General features: G+C 66.4%; 17 protein-coding genes. 14 read left to right on the top strand and 3 right to left on the bottom strand.

Annotated features, from left to right (window positions below; all coding sequences use genetic code 11):
- Positions 1-4: 4 nt before the first annotated feature.
- Together lysA and lptM are read right to left on the bottom strand one after the other, a co-directional pair.
- Positions 5-1,291, bottom strand: a complete 1,287-nt coding sequence (lysA, locus tag ACCD11_RS10770; RefSeq protein ID WP_413313836.1) for a diaminopimelate decarboxylase — start codon at positions 1,289-1,291, stop codon at positions 5-7.
- Positions 1,288-1,560: an LPS translocon maturation chaperone LptM gene (gene lptM / locus ACCD11_RS10765; protein ID WP_413313835.1), complete on the bottom strand. Its 273-nt coding sequence runs from the start codon at positions 1,558-1,560 to the stop codon at positions 1,288-1,290. The genes lysA and lptM overlap by 4 nt, the downstream gene beginning before the upstream one ends.
- Positions 1,561-1,572: 12 nt before the next feature.
- Between lptM and cyaY the strand changes: the two genes are divergently transcribed.
- Positions 1,573-1,905, top strand: a complete 333-nt coding sequence (gene cyaY / locus ACCD11_RS10760) for an iron donor protein CyaY (RefSeq protein WP_007835211.1) — start codon at positions 1,573-1,575, stop codon at positions 1,903-1,905.
- A gap of 16 nt (positions 1,906-1,921) precedes the next feature.
- On the opposite strand, the gene ACCD11_RS10755 is transcribed toward cyaY, so the two are convergent.
- Positions 1,922-4,336, bottom strand: a complete 2,415-nt coding sequence (locus tag ACCD11_RS10755; RefSeq protein WP_413313834.1) for a penicillin-binding protein 1A — start codon at positions 4,334-4,336, stop codon at positions 1,922-1,924.
- A gap of 240 nt (positions 4,337-4,576) precedes the next feature.
- On the opposite strand from ACCD11_RS10755, the gene ACCD11_RS10750 reads away from it, so the two are divergent.
- The 13 genes from ACCD11_RS10750 to ACCD11_RS10690 all read left to right on the top strand — a co-directional run bounded on the left by ACCD11_RS10750 (position 4,577) and on the right by ACCD11_RS10690 (position 20,957).
- Positions 4,577-5,656: a pilus assembly protein PilM gene (locus ACCD11_RS10750; RefSeq protein WP_007835214.1), complete on the top strand. Its 1,080-nt coding sequence runs from the start codon at positions 4,577-4,579 to the stop codon at positions 5,654-5,656.
- Positions 5,653-6,273, top strand: a complete 621-nt coding sequence (locus ACCD11_RS10745) for a PilN domain-containing protein (RefSeq protein ID WP_007835215.1) — start codon at positions 5,653-5,655, stop codon at positions 6,271-6,273. Before ACCD11_RS10750 ends, ACCD11_RS10745 begins: the two co-directional genes overlap by 4 nt.
- A 6-nt stretch (positions 6,274-6,279) precedes the next feature.
- Positions 6,280-6,957: a type 4a pilus biogenesis protein PilO gene (locus tag ACCD11_RS10740; RefSeq protein ID WP_007835217.1), complete on the top strand. Its 678-nt coding sequence runs from the start codon at positions 6,280-6,282 to the stop codon at positions 6,955-6,957.
- Positions 6,954-7,493, top strand: a complete 540-nt coding sequence (locus ACCD11_RS10735) for a pilus assembly protein PilP (protein WP_007835218.1) — start codon at positions 6,954-6,956, stop codon at positions 7,491-7,493. The genes ACCD11_RS10740 and ACCD11_RS10735 overlap by 4 nt, the downstream gene beginning before the upstream one ends.
- A complete protein-coding gene (pilQ, locus tag ACCD11_RS10730) occupies positions 7,490-9,640 on the top strand; it encodes a type IV pilus secretin PilQ (protein ID WP_413313833.1) in 2,151 nt (716 codons plus the stop codon). Before ACCD11_RS10735 ends, pilQ begins: the two co-directional genes overlap by 4 nt.
- 23 nt (positions 9,641-9,663) lie before the next feature.
- Entirely contained in the window at positions 9,664-10,212 is a 549-nt protein-coding gene (locus ACCD11_RS10725) for a shikimate kinase (protein WP_042673659.1), read from the top strand.
- A 35-nt stretch (positions 10,213-10,247) separates the two neighbouring features.
- The gene (gene aroB, locus ACCD11_RS10720; RefSeq protein WP_413313832.1) at positions 10,248-11,360 is read left to right on the top strand and encodes a 3-dehydroquinate synthase; all 1,113 of its coding nucleotides are present in this window, start codon (positions 10,248-10,250) and stop codon (positions 11,358-11,360) included.
- Positions 11,357-12,487 carry a deoxyguanosinetriphosphate triphosphohydrolase gene (locus ACCD11_RS10715; RefSeq protein ID WP_007835227.1) on the top strand — a complete coding sequence of 377 codons (1,131 nt, stop codon included), beginning with the start codon at positions 11,357-11,359 and terminating at the stop codon, positions 12,485-12,487. The genes aroB and ACCD11_RS10715 overlap by 4 nt, the downstream gene beginning before the upstream one ends.
- Complete coding sequence (locus ACCD11_RS10710; protein WP_413313831.1) at positions 12,484-13,731, top strand: CynX/NimT family MFS transporter; 1,248 nt, start codon at positions 12,484-12,486, stop codon at positions 13,729-13,731. The genes ACCD11_RS10715 and ACCD11_RS10710 overlap by 4 nt, the downstream gene beginning before the upstream one ends.
- The gene (locus ACCD11_RS10705; RefSeq protein WP_413313830.1) at positions 13,728-14,303 is read left to right on the top strand and encodes a DUF1415 domain-containing protein; all 576 of its coding nucleotides are present in this window, start codon (positions 13,728-13,730) and stop codon (positions 14,301-14,303) included. The genes ACCD11_RS10710 and ACCD11_RS10705 overlap by 4 nt, the downstream gene beginning before the upstream one ends.
- A complete protein-coding gene (locus tag ACCD11_RS10700) occupies positions 14,300-15,187 on the top strand; it encodes a class I SAM-dependent methyltransferase (RefSeq protein WP_007835234.1) in 888 nt (295 codons plus the stop codon). Before ACCD11_RS10705 ends, ACCD11_RS10700 begins: the two co-directional genes overlap by 4 nt.
- Before the next feature lie 134 nt (positions 15,188-15,321).
- The gene (locus ACCD11_RS10695; protein WP_007835236.1) at positions 15,322-16,017 is read left to right on the top strand and encodes a transposase; all 696 of its coding nucleotides are present in this window, start codon (positions 15,322-15,324) and stop codon (positions 16,015-16,017) included.
- A 185-nt stretch (positions 16,018-16,202) separates the two neighbouring features.
- The gene (locus tag ACCD11_RS10690; protein WP_007835238.1) at positions 16,203-20,957 is read left to right on the top strand and encodes a glutamate synthase-related protein; all 4,755 of its coding nucleotides are present in this window, start codon (positions 16,203-16,205) and stop codon (positions 20,955-20,957) included.
- Positions 20,958-21,080 lie beyond the last annotated feature (123 nt).

Raw genomic sequence — 21,080 nt, 5'->3', positions numbered from 1 at the left:
GCAATCAGCCGTCGATCTCGGCGCGCAGCTGGTCTTCCATCGTCTCGCGGCGGCGGATCAGCTTGGCGGTGGCGCCGCTCACCAGCACTTCGGCGGCACGGCCGCGCGTGTTGTAGTTGCTGGCCATGCTCATGCAGTACGCGCCGGCCGACAGCACGGCCAACAGGTCGCCGGCCACCACGTTGAGCGCGCGGTCGCGGCCGATCCAGTCCCCGCTTTCGCAAACCGGGCCGACCACGTCGTAGGTCGGTGCATCGCCGGCGCGGCTGCGCAGCGGCACGATGCGCTGGAAGGCCTGGTACATCGCGGGGCGCGGCAGGTCGTTCATGGCCGCGTCGACGATGCAGAAGTTCTTGTCTTCACCGGGCTTGGTGTAGAGCACCTCGGTCACGCAGACGCCGGCATTGCCGACCAGCGAGCGGCCGGGTTCGATCACCAGCTTGCGCTGGCCGAAGTTGCGTGCGTCGAGCTTGGCGAGCAGCTGCCGCCAGAGCGCATCGGCCTTGGGCGGCGCTTCGCCGTTGTAGTCGATGCCCAGGCCGCCGCCGAAGTCCAGGTGATGGATCGGCACGCCGGCTGCCTCGATCGCCTCGACCAGGTCCAGCACGCGATCGCAGGCGTCCAGGTAGGGCGAGGCTTCGGTGATCTGCGAGCCGATGTGGCAGTCGATGCCCACCACCTCCAGGCCCGGTAGCCGCGCGGCGTGCCGGTACGCCTCGACCGCGCGGTCGTGCGCGATGCCGAACTTGTTGCCCTTGAGGCCGGTGGAGATATAGGGGTGCGTCTTGGGATCGACGTTCGGATTGATGCGGATGCTGATGGGCGCGCGCTTGCCCTCGGCCAGCGCCACCTCGTTGAGCACGTCGAGCTCGGCTTCGCTCTCGACGTTGAAGCAGGCGATGCCGGCGGCAAGGGCCTCGCGCATTTCCGCGCGGGTCTTGCCGACGCCCGAGAAGATGATCTTCTTCGGATCGGCGCCCACGGCCAGCACGCGTGCCAGCTCGCCGCCCGAGACGATGTCGAAGCCGCAGCCGGCCTGCGCGAACACGCGCAGCACGCCGAGAGACGAGTTGGCCTTCATCGCATAGCAGATGAGGGCGTCGCGGCCCTCGAAGCCGCGCTGGTAGGCCGCGAGGGCATCCAGCATCCATTGCTTCGAGTAGACGAAAAGAGGGGTGCCGTGCTCGCGCGCCAGCGCTTCGAGCGCGACGCCTTCGACGTGCAGCGCGCCGTCGCGTTGCGCAATGTGCGGCTGGCCGGGCAGGGCGATGGAGTTGATGCCGGCACTCATTTGCGCGGTTCCGTGCTGTTGCTGGCCGGTGCGCTGGCGGCCGCGGCCGGTGCGGGCGCTGCCTCGCTGGAGCTGGACGAAGAGGACCGCAGGCTCTCGGGCGTCATGAGCTGCGGCAGCGTGGCTCGTCCGGCGGCGGCAGGATCGGTCGGCAGGTACAGCGCACCGCGCTGTCCGCAGGCAACCAGGGCGGTGGTGCCTGCAGCGAGGCAGACCATGAGCGCAGCGCGGGCGCGGGTGCTCACTAGAATTTGGCGAACGTTCAACATAGCGAAATTGTAATGACCGACACCGAGTACATGGACCGCGCCGAAGCCGCGCTCGCCGCCATTGAGCAGGGATGCGACCGCATCAACGATGCGACCGACGCCGACGTCGACAACCAGAGGGTGGGCGGGATGATCACGATTTCATTCCGCAACGGCAGCCAGTTGATCGTGAACCTGCAGAAGCCCCTGCAGGAAATCTGGCTTGCCGCGCGTTCCGGCGGCTACCACTACCGCCACGACGGCCAGGCGTGGGTCGATACCAAGACCGGGGAAGAATTCTTCGGCAACCTGTCGCGTGAAGCGACCCTGCAGGCAGGCCAGCCGCTGACGTTCGCGGCCGCCTGACTCTTCTTCTTCGTCGTCAGTTGCGGAACAGGTCGAGGATGCGGTTGCGCTCCTCGGGCGGGGCCGGCGGGCTCACCGGGGCGCCGGTCAGGGCTTCCACCGGCGCCGCAGTCGCGGATTCCACGCCCAGGCTTGCCACGCCGCGTCCCGGCGCGTAGTCGTCGTAGTACCACTCGCCGCCCACGTTCACGATGCCGGAAGGCGGTGCGGTGGCGATGTCGGTCACGGGGATGCCCTTGATGGCGGTCTCCATGTAGGCGATCCAGATCGGCAGGCTCAGGCCACCGCCGGTTTCGCGGTCGCCCAGGTTGCGCGGCGTGTCGTAGCCGATCCACGAAATGGCCGTCATGGTGGGCTGGAAGCCCGCGAACCACGCGTCGAGCGAGTCGTTGGTGGTGCCGGTCTTGCCGTACAGGTCGGGGCGCTTGAGCGTCGCCTGTGCCTTGGCGGCGGTGCCGGCACGGGCCACCGACTGCAGCAGCGTGTCCATGATGAAGGCATTGCGCTGGGGAATCGCGCGGTTCGCCTCGTTGAGCACCGAGGGTTGCTTGTCGACCAGCACCTTGTCCTTGTGGTCGGTGATGCGGGTCACGAGGTACGGATTGACGCGGTAGCCGCCGTTGGCGAACACCGAGTAGCCCACCGCCATCTGCATCGGCGTGACCGAGCCGGCACCCAGCGCCATCGGCAGGTAGGCCGGGTGCTTTTCCTTGTCGAAGCCGAAGTTGGTGATCCACTCCTGCGCGTAGCGCGTGCCGATGGACTGCAGGATGCGGATCGACACGAGGTTCTTCGACTTCATCAGCGCGGTGCGCATCGACATCGGGCCGTCGTAGCCGCCGCCGTAGTTCTTGGGCTCCCACGGCTGGCCGCCGGTGGTGCCGGCGTCGAAGAAGAGCGGGCCGTCGTTGATGACCGTGGCGGGGGTGAAGCCCTTCTCGAGCGCCGCCGAATAGATGAACGGCTTGAAGCTCGAGCCCGGCTGGCGCCAGGCCTGCGTGACGTGGTTGAACTTGTTCTTGCCGAAATCGAAGCCGCCGACCAGTGCCTTGATGGCGCCGTCGCGCGGGTCCATGGCGACGAACGCGCCTTCCACTTCGGGCAACTGCGTGATCTCCCAGGTGTTCTTGGGCGTCTTCACCACGCGGATGACTGCGCCGCGGCGGATCTTGATGTTGGGCGGGGCCTTGTCGGAGAGGCCGGACTGCGCGGGCTTGAGGCCCTCGCCGGTGATCTGCACGGGGTCGCCGTTGCCGCGCACGGCATCGATCTGCTTGAGCGTGGCCTTGAGGACGACCGCGGCCATCACGTCGCCGTTGTCGGGGTGGTCGTTGAGTGCATCGTCCACGGCCTCGTCGAGGTCCTTGGCGTCGTTGGGCAGGTCAACGAACTTCTCGGGGCCGCGATAGATCTGGCGACGCTCGTAGTCCATGATGCCCTTGCGCAGCGCCTTATAGGCCGCGGCCTGGTCGGCTGCCACCAGCGAGGTGTAGACCTTGAGGCCGCGCGTATAGGTGCTGTCGCCGTACTGCGCGTACATCAGCTGGCGCACCGTTTCGGCCACGTATTCGGCATGCAGGCGGTTCGGGTCGGCGGCGTCGCGCAGGTGGAGTTCCTCCTTCTTGGCTTCGGCGGCCTGCTCGGCGGTGATGAAGCCGGCTTCCTGCATGCGGTCGATCACGTAGAACTGGCGGCCGCGCGCGCGTTGCGGGTTGTTGACCGGGTTGTTCGCGCCCGGCGCCTTCGGCAGTCCGGCCAGCATGGCAGCCTGGGCAATCGTGAGGTCCTGCAGCGGCTTGCCGAAATACGCTTCGGAAGCGGCGGCAAAGCCGTAGGCGCGGTTGCCGAGGTAGATCTGGTTCAGGTAGATCTCGAAGATCTGGTCCTTGGTGAGCAGGTGCTCCAGCTTGAAGGTCAGCAGCACCTCATAGATCTTGCGGGTGAGCGTCTTCTCGGAGCTCAGGTAGACATTGCGCGCCACCTGCATCGTGATGGTCGATGCGCCCTGGCTCTTCACGCGGTTCATGTTCGCCAGGCCCGCGCGCACCATGCCCTTGTAGTCGACCCCGCCGTGGTCGTAAAAGCGCGAGTCTTCGGCCGCGAGCACGGCGTCTTTCACGACCTTCGGAATGGCCGAGATCGGGGTGAGGTTGCGGCGCTCCTCGCCGAACTCGCCGATCAGGGTGCCTTCGGCCGAGAAAACCCGCAGCGGCAGCTTGGGCCGGTAGTCGGAGAGCTCACTGATGTCGGGCAGGTTCGGGTATGCGACCGCCAGGGCCACCGCCACCACGCACAGCACCGCGAGCACGCCGGCAGCGGCAATGCCGAACCCCCAGAAGAAAAAGCGCAACAGCCATTTCAGCCAGGTCGGGCGCTGGGACTTGGGGGAGGGGGTCTTGGCTGGCCCTTTGGGGCTTGAGGTTTCTTGCATGGAGGGCCGGAGAGTCACCCGACATTATAAAAAGCCGCTCTCTTTGCACGATCCGATCTTTTGTTGCTGCTGCATCGCTCTAATTCAAAAGTTACAAAATGCAGATTTGACGTCAGGTTTTGACAACGCTTGAGGGTTTTGCCCCCCGCGGTTGCTTGGTTGCCGCCACGCCTGCTGCTAGCATGCAACCGAACGCATTTTTTTCTATTGGTTACAAATACAGGGGGAGAGGGACCTAACTTGGCTGCTCTTGGATCATTGTTTCGTCGTCAGAACGCTCCCCTGCTGGGGCTGGATGTCAGTTCGTCCAGCGTCAAGCTGGTCGAGCTCGGCCGTGAGGCCAGCGGCAAGCTGGTTCTGGAACGCTGCGCCATCGAACCCCTGGAACGTGGCTGGATCACCGACGGCAACGTCGAGAAGTTCGACGAAGTGGCGGAAGCCGTCCGGCGCGTCGTCCGCAAGAGCGGCACGCGCACCCGCAACGTGGCGCTCGCGCTGCCGCCCTCGGCCGTGATCACGAAGAAGATCATTCTTCCGGGCGGCATGAGCGAGCAGGAACTCGAGATCCAGGTCGAGTCCGAAGCCAACCAGTACATCCCGTTCTCGCTGGACGAAGTCAGCCTCGACTTCTGCGTCACGGGGCCGAGCACCACGTCCGCAGGCGACGTGGAAGTGCTGATCGCCGCGTCCCGCAAGGAAAAGGTGCAGGACCGCGAAGGCTTGGCGGAAGCCGCCGGCCTGAAGGCGATGATCCTCGACGTCGAGTCCTATGCCTCGCGCCTGGCGACCGCCCGCCTGATCGAACAGCTGCCCGGCAAGGGCGTGGACTCGATCGTGGCGCTTTTCGAAGTGGGCGCCTTCACCACCAGCATGCAGGTGCTGCGCAACCAGGAAGTGCTGTACGACCGCGATCAGGCGTTCGGCGGTGCCCAGCTGACGCAGCTGATCGTGCGCCAGTACGGTTTTTCCGCCGAGGAAGCCGAAGCCAAGAAGCGCAGCGGAGACCTCCCCGACGACTACGGCTCCGGCGTGCTCAAGCCCTTCGTGGAGGGCATCGCGCAGGAAATCGCGCGTGCGCTTCAGTTCTTCTTCACGAGCACGCCGCACAACCGCGTCGACTACGTGCTGCTGGCTGGCGGCTCGGCGTCGCTGCCGGGCCTGACCAACGCAGTCACGCGGCAGACCTCGTTTGCCTGCTCTCTGCTGAACCCCTTCGACGGCATGGACTTCAGTTCGAACATCCGTGAAAAGAAGGTCCGTCGCGAAGCGCCGTCCTACCTGACCTCTTGCGGGTTGGCCATGCGGAGGTTCCTGCAGTGATCCTCATCAATCTGCTTCCGCACCGCGAAGCTGCACGCAAGCGGCGGCGCGAGGCCTTCTTTGGCACCTTGGGTGCTGCAGCGGTGCTCGGCCTGCTGATCGCCGGCCTGGGCTACCTCTGGTTCGAGGCCCAGATCTCGGCGCAGCAATCGAAGAACGGCTTTCTCCAGGCCGAGATCAAGAAGCTTGAAGTCGAGATCAAGGAGATCTCGACGCTGCAGGAAGAAATCGCAGCGCTGCGCGCGCGCCAGCAGGCCGTCGAAGACCTGCAGGGCGACCGCAACCTGCCCGTGCACCTGCTCAACGAACTGGTTCGGCAGCTGCCCGACGGCGTCTACCTGACCAGCATGAAACAGGACAACCAGACGGTCACGCTGCAGGGCATGGCGCAGTCGAACGAACGGGTTTCGGAACTGCTGCGCAACCTGGGCAACAACAGTCCCTGGCTGGTCAAGCCGGAGCTGGTCGAGATCACGTCGGCGAACGTGAACCTGACCCCGCGCGACCAGCGCCGCGTTGCGAACTTCACGATGCGCATTGGCCTGAAACGCCCCACCGATGCTCAAAAGGCCGCTGCCGACAAGGCCGTGGCTGCGGCGGCGCAATCCAAGGGGTAACGGAACATGGCAAGCAATCGCCCCTCCCAGAAAATAGATGTCGGCGCTGCATTGCAGCGTTTCGGCGAGCAGTTCCGCGGGCTCAACCCGAACGATCCGTCGATGTGGCCAGCGGTGCCGCGGTACGCGCTTTGCCTGGCGGTCACCGCCCTGGTGCTGGTCGCCCTGTGGTTCGTCTGGCTGACCAACTCGAACGACGAGCTCGAGAGCGAGCGTTCCAAGGAAGTCGCGCTGAAGGCCGACTACCAGAAGAAGGTGGCCCAGGCGGCCAACCTCGAACTGCTGAAGAAGCAGCGTGAACAGGTGCAGCAGTACGTGACCCTGCTCGAGAAGCAGCTGCCCAGCAAGGCCGAAATGGACGCCCTGCTGTCGGACATCAACCAGGCAGGCCTCGGTCGCAGCCTTCAGTTCGAGCTGTTCCGTCCGGGGCAGGTGTCGGTCAAGGACTATTACGCCGAGCTTCCGATCGCCGTTCGCGTGACCGGGCGGTACCACGACATGGGCGCCTTTGCCGCCGACGTCGCGGGCCTCTCGCGCATCGTGACGCTGAACAACATCACCGTCACCCCGCAGAAGGACAAGGACGTGCTGACGATGGACGCCACCGCGCGCACCTTCCGCTACCTCGACGAAGACGAGCGGGCTGCGCAGAAGCGCGCCGCCGCACCGAAGGCGAAGAAATGAAGATCGCCGCCAAAGTACTGTGGCTGACACTGGCCGCGCTGGGCTTGAGTGCCTGCGACTCCGGGCAGGACGACCTGCAACGCTGGATGGCCGAGCAGCGCGCCCAGGTGAAGCCCTCGGTGCCGCCCATTTCAGAGCCCAAGAAGTTCACGCCGCAGACCTACACCGAGGCCTCGTCGTTCGAGCCCTTCAACATCCTGAAGCTGACGCAGGCGCTGCGCCGCGAATCGAACCAGCCGAGCACTTCGGAGCTGATAGCGCCCGAACTGGCACGCCGCAAGGAGGCGCTCGAAGCCTTCCCGCTCGACTCGATGGCAATGGTCGGCAGCATGAACCGCAACGGCCAGCCAGTGGCGCTGGTCCGTGTCGACAAGCTGCTCTACAAGGTTCGCGTCGGCGAATACCTGGGACTCAACTACGGGCGCATCACCCGTATCAACGAAACCGAAGTCGCCTTGCGTGAGATCGTGCAAGACGCCGCCGGTGAATGGATCGAACGCGTCGCGACGCTGCAGCTGCAAGAGAGTGCGAAATGAACCAAAAGAAATCAACGATGGCACAGTGGCTGCGCGCTGCCGGCCTGGGTCTGCTGGCCTTCGGTGCATTGGCCGTGGCCCATGCGCAAAACGCCATCCAGGCCGTGACCAGCTCGACCCAGTCGGGCGCGGAAGTGATCCGCATCGATCTGGCGCAACCACTCACGGCGGTGCCTGCCGGGTTCGCCGTCCAGACGCCGGCCCGCATTGCGCTCGATTTTCCGGGCGTCACGAATGCCATCGGCCGTTCCGCGATCGAAGTGAACCAGGGCAACCTGCGTTCGGTGAACGTCGTCCAGGCCGGTGAACGCAGCCGCGTGGTGCTGAACCTGAAGCAGGCCACCGCGTACAAGGCCGAGATCCAGGGCAATTCGCTGCTGGTCATTCTCGAGCCGGTGGCCGGCTCGGCGCTCGTCGCGTCTGCCGGCACGACCTTCGCGGAAAACCGCAACCGGGACATGCTGCCGCTGCGGGACGTCGATTTCCGCCTTGGCGCCGACAGCACCGGCCGGGTCATCGTCGATCTTCCGAACAACCAGGTCGGCGTCGACGTCAAGCAGCAGGGCAAGAACCTCGTCGTGGAGTTCACCAAGTCGACGCTGCCCGAGGGCCTGCGCCGCCGCCTCGACGTGGCCGACTTCGGAACGCCGGTCCAGCTGATCACTTCGCAGCAGTCGGGCGACCGCGTGCGCATGACGATCGAGGCCAAGGGCGACTGGGAGCACAGTGCCTACCAGAGCGAGAACCAGTTTGTTGTCGAGGTCCGCGCCCGCAAGGTCGATCCGACCAAGTTGACGCAAGGCGTGGGCTACAACGGCGAAAAGCTGTCGCTCAACTTCCAGAACATCGAAATCCGTTCGCTGCTGCAGGTGATTGCCGACTTCACGAACTTCAACATCGTGACCTCGGATTCGGTGAACGGCGCGCTGACGCTGCGGCTGAAGGACGTGCCCTGGGATCAGGCCCTCGACATCATCATGCAGGCGAAGAACCTGGGGATGCGCAAGAACGGCAGCGTGCTGTGGATTGCGCCCAAGGATGAAATCAACGCCAAGGAAAAGCTCGAATTCGAGGCCAAGGCCGCGATCGAGAACCTGGAGCCGCTGCGCACCCAGTCGTTCCAGCTCAACTACACCAAGGCGATCGCGATTGCGCAGGGGCTGACCGGCACGGGTGCCTCGTCCGGCGGCGGTGGCGGTGGCGGTACGACGACTCGCATCCTGAGCCCTCGCGGCAGCGTCATCGCCGAGTCGCGCACCAACCAGCTCTTCGTGTCGGACGTTCCGTCGCGCCTGGCCCAGATCACCGATCTGATCCAAAAGCTGGACATCCCGGTTCGCCAGGTGTTGATCGAGGCCCGCATCGTCGAAGCGTCCGATACCTTCGGCAAGTCGCTCGGCGTGCGGCTGGGCGGCGGCATCGCTGGCGAGCGCTTCGCATCGTCCGCCGGCAACCGCGCATTCGCCAACCTCGGCGCGATGCCCGTCGTCACGGCGGGCACCAATGGCGGAGCCAGCACGGCCACCTCCACGTTCACCAACTCCAACTTCATCAACCTCCCGGCGGGCGATGCGGGCGGCACGGGCAACGCGGCAGGCACCTTCGCGATCTCGCTGTTCAATTCGAGCTTCTCGCGCATGCTGAACCTCGAAATCTCGGCGCTCGAAGCCGACGGCAAGGGCAAGCTGGTGTCCAGCCCCCGCGTCATCACGGCCGACCAGACCAAGGCGCTGATCGAGCAGGGCGAGGAAATTCCGTACCAGCAGGCCACGTCCAGCGGCGCCACCTCGATCTCGTTCCGCAAGGCGGTGCTGAAGCTGGAAGTCACGCCGCAGATCACGCCGGAAGGCAACATCATCCTGACGCTGGACGTGAGCAAGGACGCCCGGGGCGTGAACACGTCGGCGGGTCCGGCCATCAATACCAAGCACGTGCAGACCGAAGTGCTGGTCGAGAACGGCGGCACGGTCGTCATCGGTGGTATCTTCGAGCTCACCGAAACCAATGACGAATCGCGCGTGCCGGTGCTGGGTGAAGTGCCCTACCTGGGGGCACTGTTCCGCAAGCGCGAACGCGTTGCCAACAAGACCGAAATGCTCGTCTTTATCACTCCGAAGATGATTACCGACCGCAACGCCGCGCGCTGACGCGCGGGCGTAGCAGCCACCGCGTGGCGGTCGCACTCGTCGGCTTGCCCGGCGCCGGAAAATCCGCAGTGGGCCGGCGCCTGGGGATGCGGCTGGATCTCCCCTTCATCGATACCGATCACGTGATCGAGCAGCGCATCGGCTGCTCGATCCGCGATTACTTCGAGCGCGAAGGCGAGGTGGCTTTCCGGGATCTCGAGCAAACCGTCATTGCCGAGCTGGCGGCCAATGCCCACGGCGTGCTGGCCACCGGCGGCGGTGCGGTGCTGCGGGAGGCCAACCGCAACCAGCTGCGCGATCACTTCCACGTGATCTACCTGCGCTCCTCCCCCGAAGACCTGTTCCGGCGCCTGCGCCACGACGTCAAGCGCCCCCTGCTGCAGGTGGCTGACCCGTTGGGACGGCTGCGGGAACTGCACGATGCGCGCGACCCGTTCTACCGGGAAACCGCTCACGACGTGGTCGATACCGGCCGTCCCACGATCGCGATGCTGGTGAACATCATCGTGATGCAGCTCGAGCTGGCGGGCATCGTCGAGCCGGGCGCCCATCCGGAAGAGCCCACTGCCTGAACCTGTGCCGGCTGCAGCGCCTAAACTCGCTGCCCATGTCCCTGCCCGTACTTTCCGCCCCGACCGAACGCGTCGACATCCAGCTCGGCGACCGCAGCTACCCGATCCTGATCGGTGCCGGCCTGCTGGACGATCCCCTTAGCTTCGCCGCCACGCCCGCCGCCGCCACGGCCCTGATCGTCAGCAACACCACGGTGGCGCCGCTCTATGCCAAGGCGCTGCAGGGTGCCCTGGCGGGCCGTTTCCGCACGGTCCACCTGCTGGAGCTGCCCGACGGCGAGGTGCACAAGAACCTGCAGACGCTGAACCTGATCTTCGACGACCTGCTGGGTCACGGCAGCGACCGCAAGACCGTGTTGTTCGCCCTGGGCGGCGGCGTGGTGGGCGACATGACGGGCTTTGCCGCCGCCAGCTACATGCGCGGCGTGCCTTTCGTGCAGGTGCCAACCACGCTGCTGGCGCAGGTCGATTCCTCGGTCGGCGGCAAGACGGCCATCAACCACCCGCTCGGCAAGAACATGATTGGCGCGTTCTACCAGCCGCAACTGGTGGTCTGCGACCTGGCCACGCTGCAGACCCTGCCGCCGCGCGAACTCAGTGCCGGATTGGCCGAAGTCATCAAGTACGGCCCGATCCACGACATGGCGTTCTTCGACTGGATCGAAGCCAACATCGACGCCCTCGTCGCGCGGGAGCCGGCCGCGCTGGCCTATGCCGTCAAGCGCAGTTGCGAAATCAAGGCGCTGGTGGTCGGGCAGGACGAGCGCGAAACCGGCCTGCGCGCGATCCTCAATTTCGGCCACACCTTCGGCCACGCGATCGAGTCGGGCCTCGGCTATGGCGAATGGCTGCACGGCGAGGCCGTGGGCTGCGGCATGGTCATGGCGGCACGGCTGTCGCAGCGGCTCGGCGGCGTCGATGCCGCCTTCGTCGAACGGCTCACGCGCCTGATCGAGCGGGCTGGCCTGCCGATCGTGGGTCCTGCGCTGGGCGCGGACCGCTACCTGGAACTGATGCGCGTCGACAAGAAATCGGAGGCCGGCGAGATCCGCTTCGTGGTGATCGACCGGCCCGGCTCCGCCCTGGTCCGCAGCGCACCCGACGCGCTCGTGCGCGAAGTGCTTGCGCAGAGCTGCGCGGCGCAATGAGCCTCGCGGCCTATGCCTGCCTGCCCGCGCGGTCGCGCGGCCGCCGGCATGCCGAGCCGCCCGCGCCCACGCGCGACGCTTTCCAGCGCGACCGCGACCGCATCGTGCATTCCACGGCCTTTCGCCGGCTGGTCTACAAGACGCAGGTGTTCCTGAACCACGAGGGCGACCTGTTCCGCACCCGGCTCACGCACTCGCTGGAAGTCGCCCAGCTCGGCCGTTCGATCGCACGGGCCCTGCGCATCAACGAAGACCTGGTCGAGGCGATCGCCCTGGCGCACGACCTGGGCCACACGCCCTTCGGCCATGCGGGCCAGGACGCGCTCAACGAGTGCATGGCTGCGCACGGCGGCTTCGAGCACAACCTTCAGAGCCTGCGCGTGGTCGATGCGTTGGAGCATCGATATCCGCAGTACGACGGACTGAATCTCAGCTTCGAGACCCGCGAAGGCATCCTCAAGCACTGCTCGCGCGCGAACGCCGAACGCCTGGAGGCGGCCGAACCGCACGGCGTGGCCCGGCGTTTCCTCGACCGCACCCAGCCGGGGCTGGAGGCGCAGCTGTGCAACCTTGCCGACGCCATTGCCTACAACGCCCACGACATCGACGACGGCGTGCGCTCGGGGCTCATCGGCGTCGAGCAGTTGTCCGAAGTCGAGCTGTTCGAGCGCTACCGCCGCGAGGCGCTCGCCGAGCATCCGCAGCTGCAGGGCCGCCGCGTGCTCTACGAGACCATCCGGCGCATGCTGAGCGCGCAGGTCTACGACGTGATCGATGCGACCCGCGCGGCGCTCGAGGCCCTCGCACCGGCCGACGCCGACGCGGTGCGCAAGGCTCCGCCTGTCGTCGCATTCAGCGCCGCCATGCAGGCCCAGTCGGAAGACCTCAAACGCTTTCTTTTCCGCAACCTCTACCGGCATCCCCAGGTCGCCCAGACCACCGACCAGGCGCGCGACGTGGTGCAGGAGCTGTTCGAGGCCTATCTCGAGCGCAGTGCCGAGATGCCTGCTTCCTATGCCGAGCGCCACGACAGGCACCGTGCCGTGGCCGACTACATCGCCGGCATGACAGATCGTTTCGCCATGCGCGAACACGAGCGGCTCACGGGGCGCCGGGGCATCGCGTGAGTCCATCCGCAGCCCGGCCGCGCGTTCCCGCCGCCGCCCTGGCCGTCCTGCTGGGCGGCGTCAGCGCGGCGTTGCACCTGGGCAAGCTGCCGCCCGCCGTGCCGGCGCTGCAGGCATCGCTCGGCATTGGCCTGGTCGAGGCGGGATTCCTGCTGTCGCTGGTGCAGGTCGCGAGCATGACGCTGGGGCTGCTGGTCGGGCTCGCGGCGGACACCATCGGCTTGCGACGCAGCATGCTGACGGGCCTGGCAGTGCTAACGGTCGCCAGCCTGCTGGGCGGCATGGTCGCCGGGGCGCACGCCGTGCAATGGCTGCTCCTGCTGCGTGCCGTCGAAGGCATCGGTTTCCTGCTGACGGTCATGCCGGGGCCGGGGCTGATCCGCGCCCTGACCCCGCCGGGTGCGGACAAGGCGGCGCTGGGCCTCTGGGGTGCCTACATGCCGCTCGGCGTGGCCCTCGCGCTGCTGCTGGGCCCGGCCCTGATCGCCTGGGGTGGATGGGCGGATTGGTGGTGGACACTGTCGATCGTGTCGGCCGGGGCCGCACTCTGGCTGTGGCTGGCGGTGCCAGCCGACCGGCTTCGCCCCGCCGTGGCGAGCCACGAGGCCGCCGGCGGCTGGTCTGCGCGCCTGCGTGCCACGGTCGGTGCGCGCGCGCCCTGGCTGGTGGCGCTGACCTTCGCCGTGTACTCGTCGCAATGGATGGCGGTGATCGGCTTCCTGCCCGCCATCTATGCCGGCGCGGGTGTACCGGCCGCCTGGAACGCGGTGCTCACCGCGCTCGCAGCCGCCATGAACATCGTCGGCAACATTGCAGGCGGCCGCTGGCTGCAGCGCGGCGTGGCGCCGGAGCGACTGCTGCAGCTCGGTTTCCTGACGATGGCGCTCGGGGGCGTGGCCGCCTTCGCGCAGGCAGGGCAGGGCCCGGACGCCTTGGGCCTGCCGCCCGCGCTGCGCTACATCGCCGTGTGCGCGTTCTCGCTGGGCGGCGGCATGGTGCCGGCCACGCTGTTCCTGCTGGGTGTGCGGCTGGCACCGGGGCCCTCCACTGTGTCCACGACGGTCGGCCTCATGCAGCAGGCGTCCTCGCTCGGCCAGTTCCTGGCCCCGCCCGCAGTGGCGTGGATGGCTCATCGCGTTGGCGGCTGGCACTGGACCTGGACCGCCACGCTGGCTTGCTCGCTGGTCGGCATGGCGATCGCGCGGCGCCTGGGGCGGATTCGCCCTGCGGCGGAGATGGCATGACCCACCCGGCGACAATCGCATCTGCCCAGGCCGAAGCCGACACGCGGCGCTGGCTCGAACGCGCGGTGATCGGCCTCAACCTGTGCCCGTTCGCAAAGGCCGTGCACGTGAAGGCGCAGGTCCACTACGCCGTATACGAGCCGGCCGAGGAGACCGGCCTGATGGACGAGCTTCTTGCCGAAGCAAAAGAACTCGCTGCACTCGACGCCGCCGTGCGCGACACCACCCTGCTGATTGCACCGAACACCTTGGCCGACTTTCTGGACTTCAACGACTTCACGGCGCGTGCCGAACGCCGGCTTGCGCGCGCCGGTTTCGACGGGGTGTTCCAGCTGGCGAGCTTTCATCCGCGCTTCCAGTTCGCCGGCACCGATGCCGACGACATCGGCAATGCCACCAACCGCGCGCCGTACCCCACGCTGCACCTGCTGCGCGAAGACAGCGTGAGCCGCGCGGTCGAGGCGTTTCCCGAGGCCGAGGCCATCTTCGAACGCAACATCGACACGCTCGAAGCACTGGGCTCCGAAGGCTGGGCGGCGCTCGACGTCGGCCCCGGGAGCGCCAAGCCATGAACACGAACAACGCGACAAGAACCGTGAAAACGAACAAGGCCGCCAAGGCCGACGCAGAGCTGGCCGACGCGCTGCGCCCCGGCCAATCCATCGAACTGCTCAAGGAACTGCACATCCTGACCCGCGAGGGCCGGCTCAACCAGGACTCGCGGCGCAAGCTCAAGCAGGTCTACCACCTGTTCCAGTTCATCGAGCAACTGCTGCGCGAGTTGCCGGAAGAGGGCGCGGGCGCGACGCTGGCCGACCATGGCGCAGGCAAGTCGTACCTCGGCTTCATCATCTACGACCTTTTTTTCCGGCCGCGGCAGGGCAGCGGCCACGTCTACGGCATCGAGACGCGCGGCGAACTGGTCGAGCGCTCGCGCGCGCTGGCGCAGCGCCTGGGCTTCGAGCGCATGTCGTTCCTGAACCTCACCGTGGCCGAGTCGGCGCAGGCGAGTGAATTGCCGGCGCAGATCGACGTGGTCACCGCGCTGCATGCCTGCGACACCGCGACAGACGACGCCATCGCCTTCGGCCTGGCCAAGAAAGCGCGCTGCATGGTGCTCGTTCCCTGCTGCCAGGCCGAAGTGGCCGCCTGCCTGCGCGAAACCAAGGCGCTCGCACTGTCGCGCACCCCGCTGGCCGAGCTGTGGCGCCATCCGCTGCACACGCGCGAAATCGGCAGCCAGCTCACCAACGTGCTGCGCTGCCTGTATCTTGAAGCCAACGGCTACAGCGTCACGGTGACCGAGCTGGTCGGCTGGGAGCACAGCATGAAGAACGAGCTGATCCTGGCGCGCTACACCGGGCAGCGCAAGGCAAGCGCGGCCACGCGGCTGCGCGAACTGCTGGCGCAGTTCGGACTCGACGCTCTGGGCGATACGCGCTTCCGCCTGTCCTGAAAAAATTCGGGCTGCGCGGCGTGGAATCGATTCGGGAATACCGCGCAACCGGCTCTGCCGGGCCGCTGGTGTGGCCCCCGGTCGGGGGAAGGCGAAGCGACATGCAGCGCGCGCAGCCTGGGGGCGAGCAATAGATGGCCCGTCTTCCCCGACTCACCCTGGCCGGCATGCCGCACCACGTGATCCAGCGCGGCAACAACCGCCAGCCGATCTTCGTGGACCGCGCGGACCGCGAGAAACTGCTTGCGCTGCTGGCCGAGAACGCCGCGCGTTTCGGCATCGCGCTGCACGCCTACGTGCTCATGGACAACCACTTCCACCTGTTGGCCACGCCCGACAGTCCCACCGGCCTGCCCCAGTTCATGCAGTCGGTGGGACGCAGCTACGTGCGCTACTTCAACGACCGCCATGGCCGCAGTGGCACGCTGTGGGAGGGCCGCTACCGGTCCACGCTGATCCAGACCGACCGCTACCTGCTGACCTGCATGGCCTACATCGACCTCAACCCGGTGCGCGCGGGCATGGTGGCCGATGCGCGCGACTTTCCCTGGTCCAGCCATGGCCACTACGCCGGACTGCGGCACGACCGCCTGCTGACCCCCCACCCGCTGTATTGGGAGCTCGGCAACACCCCGTTCGCGCGCGAGGCCGCGTATGTCGAACTGGTGCGCGGCGGGGTGCGTGCGGCCGACCAGCGCGCGCTGACCGAGGCGACATTGCGGGGCTGGGCCGCTGGCGACGACGACTTTCTCGACAGCCTGCAGAAGTCCACCGACCGCCGGGTAGTCAAAGCCAAGGCCGGTCGGCCGCCATCGAACACTTCATCCTGAGGTGAAAAAGCAGCGTCGGCTGGCTGACGCATTGGTTCTTTTGCTCCTTTTTTTAATATGTCCCCAATTTAATTCTGACTAGATAACTCAAGATTTAATAGGAATCTGACCCCTATTAAAGTGTTTGGCATTCTTTGTGCATCGCAATATGCTCCATTTCCCTGCGAAAACTGAAGGAGCGCGCCATGACGACGGCTGCCGAGATCAAACATCTCCAAGAACACGGTCTGTATTCCGGTGCCGACGAGCACGATGCCTGCGGCGTCGGCTTCGTGGCCCATATCAAGGGCGAGAAGAGCCACGCCATCGTGCTGCAGGGCCTCAAGATTCTCGAGAACCTCGACCATCGCGGCGCAGTGGGCGCTGACAAGCTGATGGGCGACGGTGCCGGCATCCTGATCCAGTTGCCCGACCACCTGTACCGCGAAGAAATGGCGAAGCAGGGCGTCACGCTGCCCCCGCCGGGCGAATACGGCGTCGGCATGATCTTCCTGCCGAAGGAACACGCCTCGCGCGAAGCCTGCGAGCAGGAAATGGAACGCGCCATCAAGGCCGAAGGCCAGGTGCTGCTCGGCTGGCGCGACGTGCCGGTCAACCGCGACATGCCCATGTCGCCCACCGTGCGCGAAAAGGAACCGCTGCTGCGCCAGGTCTTCATCGGCCGCGGCAACGACGTGATCGTGCAGGACGCGCTGGAACGCAAGCTCTACGTGATCCGCAAGACCGCCAGCGCCAACATCCAGCGCCTGAAGCTCAAGCACAGCAAGGAATACTACGTTCCCAGCATGTCGAGCCGCACCGTGGTCTACAAGGGCCTGCTGCTGGCCGACCAGGTGGGCACCTACTACCTCGACCTGCAGGACAAGCGCTGCATCTCGGCCCTGGGCCTCGTGCACCAGCGCTTCTCCACCAACACCTTCCCCGAGTGGCCGCTGGCCCATCCGTACCGCTACGTCGCCCACAACGGCGAAATCAACACGGTCAAGGGCAACTACAACTGGATGAAGGCGCGCGAAGGCGTGATGTCGTCGCCCGTGCTGGGCGCCGACCTGCAGAAGCTCTACCCGATCAGCTTCGCGAACCAGTCCGACACCGCCACCTTCGACAACTGCCTCGAGCTGCTGACGATGGCAGGCTACCCCATCAGCCAGGCCGTGATGATGATGATCCCGGAGCCCTGGGAGCAGCACGCCACCATGGACCCGCGCCGCCGCGCGTTCTATGAATACCACGCCGCCATGCTCGAGCCGTGGGACGGCCCGGCCTCCATCGTGTTCACCGACGGCCGCCAGATCGGCGCCACGCTCGACCGCAACGGCCTGCGCCCCTCGCGCTACTGCGTCACCGACGACGACCTCGTCATCATGGCTTCCGAATCCGGCGTGCTGCCCGTGCCCGAGCAGAAGATCGTGCGCAAGTGGCGCCTGCAGCCCGGCAAGATGTTCCTGATCGACCTGGAGCAGGGCCGCATGATCGACGACGAGGAGGTCAAGGCCACCCTCGCCAACAGCAAGCCCTACAAGCAGTGGATCGAGAACCTGCGCATCAAGCTCGACAGCGTCAAGGCCGAGCCGGTCTCGGCGCCGCTGAGCCAAGTTGCATTGCTCGACCGCCAGCAGGCCTTCGGCTACACCCAGGAAGACATCAAGTTCCTGATGAGCCCGATGGCGCAGGCCGGCGAAGAAGGCATCGGCTCCATGGGCAACGACAGCCCGCTGGCCGTGCTCTCCAGCAAGAACAAGCCGCTGTACAACTACTTCAAGCAGCTGTTCGCGCAGGTGACCAACCCGCCGATCGACCCGATCCGCGAAGCGATCGTGATGTCGCTGGTGTCCTTCATCGGCCCCAAGCCCAACCTGCTGGACATCAACCAGGTCAACCCGCCGATGCGGCTCGAAGTGAGCCAGCCGATCCTCGACTTCGCCGACATGGCGAAGCTGCGCGACATCGGCAAGTACACGCAGGGCAAGTTCAAGAGCTACGCGCTCGACATCACCTACCCGCTCGCATGGGGCGACGAAGGCGTCGAAGCCAAGCTGGCCTCGCTGTGTGCCGAAGCGGTGGATGCCATCAAGGGCGGCCACAACATCCTGATCATCAGCGACCGTGGCGTGAGCCCGACGCAGGTGGCCATCCCTGCCGTGCTGGCCCTCTCGGCCGTGCACCAGTACCTGGTTCGCGAAGGCCTGCGCACCACCGCCGGCCTCGTGGTCGAGACCGGTTCGGCGCGCGAAGTGCATCACTTCGGCGTGCTCGCGGGCTACGGCGCTGAAGCCGTGCACCCGTACCTCGCGATGGAAACCCTGGCGGCCATGCACGCCGACATGCCGGGCGAGCTGAGCGCCGACAAGGCGGTCTACAACTACGTCAAGGCCATCGGCAAGGGCCTGTCGAAGATCATGTCGAAGATGGGTGTCAGCACCTACATGAGCTACTGCGGCGCGCAGCTGTTCGAAGCCATCGGCCTGAACAGCGAGACGGTGAACAAGTACTTCACCGGCACCGCCAGCCGCGTGGAAGGCATCGGCGTCTTCGAGATCGCCGAGGAAGCCATCCGCATGCACAAGGCCGCCTTCGGCGACGACCCGGTGCTGGCCCACATGCTCGACGCCGGCGGCGAATACGCCTGGCGTACGCGCGGCGAGGAGCACATGTGGACGCCCGACGCCATCGCCAAGCTGCAGCACAGCACGCGCGCCAACAACTGGAACACGTACAAGGAATACGCGCAGCTCATCAACGACCAGAACCGCCGCCACCTCACGCTGCGCGGCCTGTTCGAGTTCAAGATCGATCCGGCCAAGGCGATTCCGGTGGACGAGGTCGAATCGGCTGCGGAGATCGTCAAGCGTTTCGCCACCGGCGCGATGTCGCTCGGCTCGATCAGCACCGAGGCGCACGCCACGCTCGCGATTGCCATGAACCGCATCGGCGGCAAGAGCAACACGGGCGAGGGCGGTGAAGACCCGGCGCGCTACCGCAACGAACTCAAGGGCATCCCGATCAAGCAGGGCGACACGCTCAAGAGCGTGATCGGCGCGGCCAACGTCGAGGTCGACCTGCCGCTCGCGGACGGCGACTCGCTGCGTTCGCGCATCAAGCAGGTCGCGTCGGGCCGCTTCGGCGTCACCGCCGAGTACCTGCACTCGGCCGACCAGATCCAGATCAAGATGGCCCAGGGCGCCAAGCCGGGCGAGGGCGGCCAGCTGCCGGGCGGCAAGGTCACCGAATACATCGGCAAGCAGCGCTATGCCGTGCCGGGCGTGGGCCTCATCAGCCCGCCGCCGCACCACGACATCTACTCGATCGAAGACCTGGCCCAGCTCATCCACGACCTGAAGAACACCGCGCCGCATGCGAGCATCAGCGTGAAGCTGGTGAGCGAAATCGGCGTCGGCACCATCGCGGCCGGTGTGGCCAAGTGCAAGAGCGACCACGTCGTGATCGCCGGCCATGACGGCGGCACGGGCGCATCGCCCTGGTCGTCGATCAAGCACGCGGGCAGCCCGTGGGAAATCGGCCTGGCCGAGACGCAGCAGACCCTGGTGCTCAACCGCCTGCGCAGCCGCATCCGCGTGCAGGCCGACGGCCAGATGAAGACCGGCCGCGACGTCGCCATCGGCGCGCTGCTGGGTGCCGACGAGTTCGGCTTCGCCACCGCGCCGCTGGTGGTCGAGGGCTGCATCATGATGCGCAAGTGCCACCTGAACACCTGCCCGGTGGGCGTGGCCACGCAAGACCCGATCCTGCGCAAGAAGTTCTCGGGCAAGCCCGAGCACGTCGTCAACTACTTCTTCTTCGTTGCGGAAGAAGTGCGACAGATCATGGCCCAGCTCGGCATCCGCAAGTTCGACGACCTGATCGGCCGCGCCGACCTGCTCGACATGCGCAAGGGCATCGAACACTGGAAGGCCTCGGGCCTCGACTTCAGCCGCCTGTTCGCGCTGCCGAATGTGCCGGCCGAGGTGCCGCGCTTCCATGTGGAGAACCAGGACCATGGTCTCGAACGCGCGCTCGACGTGAAGCTCATCGAGAAGTCGCGTCCCGCCATCGAGAAGGGCGAGAAGGTGCAGTTCATCGAGGTGGCGCGCAACGTCAACCGCTCGGTGGGCGCCATGCTTTCGGGCGCACTGACCAAGGTGCATCCGCAGGGCCTGCCCGACGACTCGATCCGCATCCAGCTCGAAGGCACGGGCGGCCAGTCGTTCGGCGCCTTCCTGGCGCGAGGCATCACGCTGTACCTCATCGGCGACGCCAACGACTACACGGGCAAGGGCCTCTCCGGCGGCCGTGTGGTGGTGCGCCCCAGCCTCGAGTTCCGCGGTGAAGCGGCGCGCAACACCATCGTCGGCAACACGGCGCTGTACGGCGCGACCACCGGCGAGGCCTACCTGTGCGGCGTGGCCGGCGAACGCTTCGCCGTGCGCCTGTCGGGCGCCACGGCGGTCATCGAAGGCACCGGCGACCACGGCTGCGAGTACATGACCGGCGGCACGGTGGCCGTGCTCGGCAAGACGGGCCGCAACTTCGCGGCCGGCATGAGCGGCGGCGTGGCCTTCGTCTACGACGAGGACGGCCAGTTCGCCACGCGCTGCAACCTCTCGATGGTCTCGCTCGACAAGGTGCTGACCTCCGCCGAGCAGACCGCCAGCGTGCATCGCAAGATCTGGCACGGCGGCGTGACCGACGAAGCGCAGCTGAAGAAGCTGCTCGAAGAGCACCACCGCTGGACCGGCAGCAAGCGCGCGCGCGAACTGCTCGACAACTGGTCGGTGTCGCGCACGAAGTTCGTGAAGGTGTTCCCGAACGAATACAAGCGCGCGCTCGCCGAACTGCACGACCGCAAGGTCGAGCTCACGAGCAGCGGCAACAACGCGCACATCGGCCTCGAGCCGCATGCGCTGGCCCCCGCACCGCAAACGGCCCCGGCCGCAGCTTGAAGATCAACCAAAACAGAATGAATCCCTGTACGGCATGCAGCGCGTGAAACAGTCACAGCCCCTTCGGGGAACACCGCGGAACCGGCTTTGCCGGGCCGCTGGTGTTGCCCCCTTGAGGGGGGA

This window comes from Variovorax sp. Varisp36 (assembly GCF_047304235.1).
Taxonomy (GTDB): Bacteria; Pseudomonadota; Gammaproteobacteria; order Burkholderiales; family Burkholderiaceae_C; genus Variovorax.
Note: the sequence above shows the minus strand (reverse complement) of the source record. Positions and strands in the feature narration are given on the sequence as shown.